General features: G+C 28.4%; 5 protein-coding genes and 1 pseudogene. All 6 read left to right on the plus strand.

Annotated elements, in window-relative coordinates:
• Nucleotides 1-229: 229 nt before the first annotated feature.
• Nucleotides 230-1273, plus strand: a complete 1044-nt coding sequence (locus GIL12_RS09760) for an AbrB family transcriptional regulator (protein ID WP_163470286.1) — start codon at nt 230-232, stop codon at nt 1271-1273.
• A gap of 72 nt (nt 1274-1345) precedes the next feature.
• Nucleotides 1346-2023 carry a GntR family transcriptional regulator gene (locus GIL12_RS09765; RefSeq protein ID WP_163470287.1) on the plus strand — a complete coding sequence of 226 codons (678 nt, stop codon included), beginning with the start codon at nt 1346-1348 and terminating at the stop codon, nt 2021-2023.
• 239 nt (nt 2024-2262) lie between these two features.
• A complete protein-coding gene (locus tag GIL12_RS09770; protein ID WP_163470288.1) occupies nt 2263-3246 on the plus strand; it encodes a tripartite tricarboxylate transporter substrate binding protein in 984 nt (327 codons plus the stop codon).
• Between the two features lie 145 nt (nt 3247-3391).
• Nucleotides 3392-3826 (plus strand): tripartite tricarboxylate transporter TctB family protein, encoded by a 435-nt coding sequence (locus GIL12_RS09775; RefSeq protein WP_163470289.1) that lies wholly within the window; start codon nt 3392-3394, stop codon nt 3824-3826.
• 18 nt (nt 3827-3844) lie between these two features.
• Nucleotides 3845-5356: a tripartite tricarboxylate transporter permease gene (locus GIL12_RS09780; protein WP_163470290.1), complete on the plus strand. Its 1512-nt coding sequence runs from the start codon at nt 3845-3847 to the stop codon at nt 5354-5356.
• A gap of 159 nt (nt 5357-5515) precedes the next feature.
• Nucleotides 5516-5759, plus strand: a pseudogene (locus GIL12_RS09785) (oxaloacetate decarboxylase subunit alpha); the annotation flags it as partial.

Genomic DNA, 5759 nt, shown 5'->3' on the forward strand with positions numbered 1-5759 from the left:
ACATCCTTTCTTTTGGTGTCGCAACTTAATTGTAACGGATTTTTTTATTTGTCTCAATTTTTTTTTGCAAAAAATAAAGGCATTAGTATTTTTACAAATACCAACACCAAATATTATAGACCCAATATATCAACAGGGCATTTTTTTATTTTTAAAATAAAATTTTACAAAATTAAAAAAATTGTATACAATTAAAATACTAGATAGAAGATTTTAATTAGGAGGTAAAATGAAAATTTTAATAATAGTTTTTTTTTGTATAATTGGTGGAAGCATGGGAAAGAAAATGAAAATTCCAGCAGGGGCTATGTTAGGATCAATATTTGTAATGGTGGCACACAATTATTTTTTTAAAGAAATTATATTGCCAAATAATTTTAAAATGTTAGTACAAATATTAACAGGAGCATACATAGGTTCTAAAATAGGAATAGATGATATAAAAGGATTTCGTTATATACTAAAACCAGCAATTACGATTTTATTTGTAATGGTTATACTAAATTTTGTAATGGTATTCTTTATGATGAAATTTACAGATATGGATTTTGTAACAGCTGTATTTGCAACTTCTCCAGGTGGACTTCCAGATATGGCAATAATTGCTTATGATTTTGGTGCAGATGTTTCAAAAATTACTATATTACAGTTAGTAAGACTTCTTTCAGTGATAATAATACCAAATATAATTGAAATATTATTAAAAAGATTCAATAATATTTCAATAAAAGAAAAAGAGATTAATGTAAAAAAAGTACAAAATAAAAATGAAATATCTAAAATAATTATAACATTTTTAATAAGTTCTCTAGGAGGAATAGTAGGTTATAAGTTGGGAATACCTGCTGGAACTATGACCTTTGCAATGATATTTACAGCTATATATAACATTACTTTAAAAAAAGCCTATATTCCAATGAAAGTTAAAGATCTAGCACAAATTTTAGCAGGAGTCTTAATAGGCTCAAAGGTAACTGTTAGTGATATTTTACAATTAAATACAATAGGAATACCTGTTTTCATTGTTATTTTAGGCTTTATACTAATGAATATAATATTAGGAACCTTAGTATATAAAACAAGCGATTTTAATTTATCAACTTCATTTTTTTCAGCATCTCCAGGGGGGATGACAAATATTTCCATAATTGCAGATGATTTTGGAGCAGACACTCCTAAAGTCAGTGTTATACAACTAATGCGTGTTATAAGTATTATAGCTTTTTATCCAATTATAATAATATTTGTTATGAAAATATTAAACTTAAATTAAAATGTATACAATAAAACAATAAAATATGGTATAGTAGTACATAAGATATATAAAGAAAGCAGGAGGAATTTTATGCTAAGTGGAAGAAAAAATATAAGTGATTACATATATGAAAGTATAAAGGAAGAATTTGTCTCTGGAGGATTAGAATTTGGAGATAAGATAGTAGAGCTAGATTATTGTAAAAAATTAAATGTAAGTAGAACTCCTTTAAGAGAAGCAATAAAAAAATTAGAAATAGAAGGAATAGTTGAAAGATCCTTAAATGGCCGTATAAAAATTATGGATATGGATGAAAAAAGAATTAGAGAAATGGCCAAAATAAGAATGGCTTTAGAGGATATAATTTTAGAAAATGTAGGGAAAAGTGATAAATTAGATGAGGCAATAAAAGAATTGAAAGAGAATTTAAGATTTACCAAATTTCAAATTGCTTCTAAAAATTGGAAAGAAGCAAGAAAATTATTTGGAAAATATAATGATATTTTGTATGAATATTCAGAATTAGAATTTACTATAAAGATTTTAAATTCTTATACTTTTATTTTATCGAAACTTAGAAAAAAAGCATTAACAGAAAATCAAAGAGTTAAAGAAGCCTATGAAGAACATGTGACCATGATAGAATTATTAGAAAAAAGAAAAATTCAAGAGGCAAAGGAATTAAATAGAAGTCATTTGTATTCTTCAAAAAGTGCAATTATAAAATATTTTAATAATAAAAAAAAATTAAAGATTAATAATGAATAAAGAAATCAGAGGTTTTCAACCTTTGATTTTTTATTTTCAATCTATAATAGAACAATTAAGAAGAAAATAAAACTTTATCACTTGAAAAAATATTGTTAATTGAAAAAAATAAACTTGACAAAATAGATGAAATAAAATACAATCACTTTAAGGATAAATGTATACAATTACACAAATATGAAGTGTGGTTGAACATAATGTTAAATATAAGTAAAATATATGTATTTTAAGGAGGAATTATGGGGTTTAAAAATGTAAGAAATGTATTGCTTGTTTCTGCAATGGTTGGGCTATCTGCAGTAAGTTTTGGTAAAATGAAACGTATTGACGGCTATCCTAAAAGACCAGTTGAAATGGTTGCACCAGGTGGAGCAGGTGGAGGTTGGGATTTAACAGCTAGAACAGTTTCAAAAGTTTTAAAGGATGAAAAAATAATTACAGTTCCTACACCAGTTGTAAATAGACCAGGTGGAGGTGGAGGTGTAAACTTAGCCTATATGCAATCAAAAAAAGGAAATGGACAAATGTTATCTATTTATTCACCACCTTTAATATTAACTAAATTAACAGGAACATCAGAATATGGATATAAAAATACTACACCAATAGCTGGATTAATTGCTGATTATGGAGCATTTGTAGTAGCAAAAGATTCTAAATTTACAAACATAACTCAAGTTATGGATGCTTTGAAAAAAGATCCTAAAAGTGTAAAAGTTGGAGGTTCTTCTTCTGCTGGAAGTATGGATCACATTCAATTTTTACTTATGGCTAAAGCTGCAGGAGTTAAAAATTTAAAGGAAATTGATTATGTAAGTTTCCAAGAATCAGGAGTAACTCAAATTTTAGGAGGACATATTGATTTATTTACAACTGGATTATCAGAAGTAAAAGGATTAATGGCATCAGGAAATTTAATAGCTCTAGCATCAACAGCTGACAGAACAGTTAATGGAGTACCTAGTTGTAAAGAACAAGGTATAGATGCAACTTTTGTAAACTGGAGAGGAATTTTTGCAAATCCAGGTGTTGAAAGTAATGTAGTTGAATACTGGACAGAAGCTATGAAAGAAATGGTTAAAACAAAATCATGGAAAGAAGCTTTAGTTAGAAATGGTTGGGATGACAACTTTATGGTTGGAGAAGAGTTTGTATCATTCTTAGCTAAACAAGAAGAAGATTCAAAAGGAATATTAGAAGAAATTGGAATGTTAAAAAACTAGATAAATAAAAATAGATTATTCCGTGGATAAATTTTTCACGGAATAATTTAAGAATAATAAATTAATGCAATTTTATTATTCTTAAATTATAAAATTTATAATTGTTTTTAAGATTTTTATTTATTAAATTATAAGGAGAAAAATTATGACAGGAATTATTTCAATAGTTTTAGGAGTTCTTTATTTGTTTGGAATGATGCAAATAGAGAATGCTGCAATTGGGCATCCTCATGCACCAATTTATTTTCCAGCAGCTTTGGGAATAGGGATGATAATATTAGGAATAGTACAATTAATTAAGGATAAGAAGATTAGTGTAACTCAATATACAACTGATAAAACTATCCCGATGATATTAAAAACAGCAGGAATAATAATTATTTATGCTCTTTTATTTGTTCCAGCTGGTTACGTTATCTCTACAATGGTATTTATGTTTATGATGTTATACTTGTTCAATGGTAAAGATAAAATGAAAAGGACAATAATAACAACAATTGTTTTTAGTATTTTAGTATATGTTGTGTTCTCAAAATTACTAGGGGTTTATTTACCAGTAATGCCATTCATATACATTTAAAATAGGAGGTAGAGTTTAATGGATACATTAGGATTTTTAATGCAAGGAATGGGTGTAGCTTTACAACCTATGAATTTATTTTGGGTTACTTTAGGTGGAGTATTAGGAACAATAGTAGGAATGTTACCAGGCCTAGGACCTGCAACAGGAGTTGCTATTTTATTACCAATGACTTTTTCAATGGGACCAGAATCAGCAATGATTACAATGGCAGGTGTATATTATGGAGCTATGTATGGAGGATCAAGAAGTTCGATTTTAATAAATACTCCTGGAGATGGTGCTGCAGTTGCTGCAACATTTGACGGTTATCCAATGGCAAAAAATGGAAAAGCTGAATCAGCTTTAGCAATATCAGCAATAGCATCATTTTTTGGTGGAGGAATAGCAATTATATTTATGGTGTTTTGTGCCAATGCAGTAGCTCAATTCGCTTTAGAATTTGGTCCATCAGAATATTTTATGCTAATGGTTTTTGCTCTAGTAGCAACAGCTGCAATGTCTAGAGGAAATATGGTAAAAGGATTTATTTCAATGATTATAGGGCTTATGATATCAACAGTTGGATTGGATGCTCTATCTGGAGTTCAAAGATTTACATTTGGAATAATGGAGCTTCAAGGTGGAATAGACTTTTTAGTAGTTATCATAGCTATATATGCTTTAGGAGAAGTTTTTAAAAGTTTTAAAAATGTAAATAAGAAAAAAGTAAAAATGCAAACTAAATTTGGTAAAATTTGGATTACTAAAGAAGAATGGAAAAGAACAAAATGGCCAATTCTTAGAAGTGCTCCTTTAGGTTTCTTCATTGGAGCTCTTCCTGGTGCAGGTGGAACAATGGCATCATTAATGGCATATAATAATGAAAAACAACTATCTAAAAATCCAGAAGATTTTGGAAAAGGTGAAATAGTAGGACTAGCTGCTCCTGAATCAGCTAACAATGCAGCTTCAGTAGGAGCTTTTATTCCAATGCTATCATTGGGAGTTCCAGGTTCAGGAACAACAGCAGTAATGATGGGGGCTCTATTAATGTTAGGGATTCAACCTGGTCCAATGTTGTTTGTTCAACATCCAACAGTTGCTTGGGGATTAATTGCAAGTATGTTTGTTGGAAATATAGTTTTAGCAATAGTAAATATTCCTTTAGCTGGATTGTTAGTAAGAGTTTTATCTATTCCAGAAAAAGTGTTATACCCTCTTGTTTTAGGACTTGCTTTTGTAGGTACTTATGCAATTGGAAATTCAATAATTGACTTCTTTTTATTACTAGTATTCGCTTTAGTAGGATATGTAATGGATAAAGAAAATATTCCAACATCACCATTAATTTTAGCAATAATAGTTGGAAATATGATGGAACAATCATTTAGACAAGCAATGGTAATTTCTAATAATAATTTGGGAACATTTTTTAGATCAAAAATTTCAGTGATATTATTTGGATTAACTATTGGAAGTGTTTTAGTATCTATTTATAAAACACAAAAAGATAAGAAAAAATTTCAAAAATTAGACGAAAAAAATTAGAAACTAGGATTAAGTTCGCTTACAATATTTTAAAGGGCAACCTAAAGGTTGCCCTTTAAAATATAAAAGATGTTTTTTATGATTGACAAAAATTAAAAGCAATAGTATAATGGAAAAGAAATTGTATACAAAAATACAAGTATAGTTAAAGGGGGATAAATGGAACAGTTAAAGATAACTGAGACTTGTCTTAGAGATGGGCATCAATCATTGATAGCTACAAGACTGACAACTGAAGAAATAATGGGAATAATTGAAAAAATGGACCAAGCTGGTTATTATTCAATGGAAGTTTGGGGAGGAGCAACATTTGATTCATGTATTAGATTTTTAAATGAGGATCCTTGGGAAAGGTTAAGACTTATTAGATCTAAGGTGAAGAATACTAAATTACAAATGTTAA

It is taken from the genome of Fusobacterium sp. IOR10, from assembly GCF_010367435.1.
GTDB lineage: Bacteria > Fusobacteriota > Fusobacteriia > Fusobacteriales > Fusobacteriaceae > Fusobacterium_B.

Bases quoted from the DNA above. Each gene is read 5' to 3' on its own strand.
- GIL12_RS09760 (WP_163470286.1), top strand. From the start codon at position 230: ATGAAAATTTTAATAATAGTTTTTTTTTGTATAATTGGTGGAAGCATG.
- GIL12_RS09765 (WP_163470287.1), top strand. From the start codon at position 1,346: ATGCTAAGTGGAAGAAAAAATATAAGTGATTACATATATGAAAGTATA.
- GIL12_RS09770 (WP_163470288.1), top strand. From the start codon at position 2,263: ATGGGGTTTAAAAATGTAAGAAATGTATTGCTTGTTTCTGCAATGGTT.
- GIL12_RS09775 (WP_163470289.1), top strand. From the start codon at position 3,392: ATGACAGGAATTATTTCAATAGTTTTAGGAGTTCTTTATTTGTTTGGA.
- GIL12_RS09780 (WP_163470290.1), top strand. From the start codon at position 3,845: ATGGATACATTAGGATTTTTAATGCAAGGAATGGGTGTAGCTTTACAA.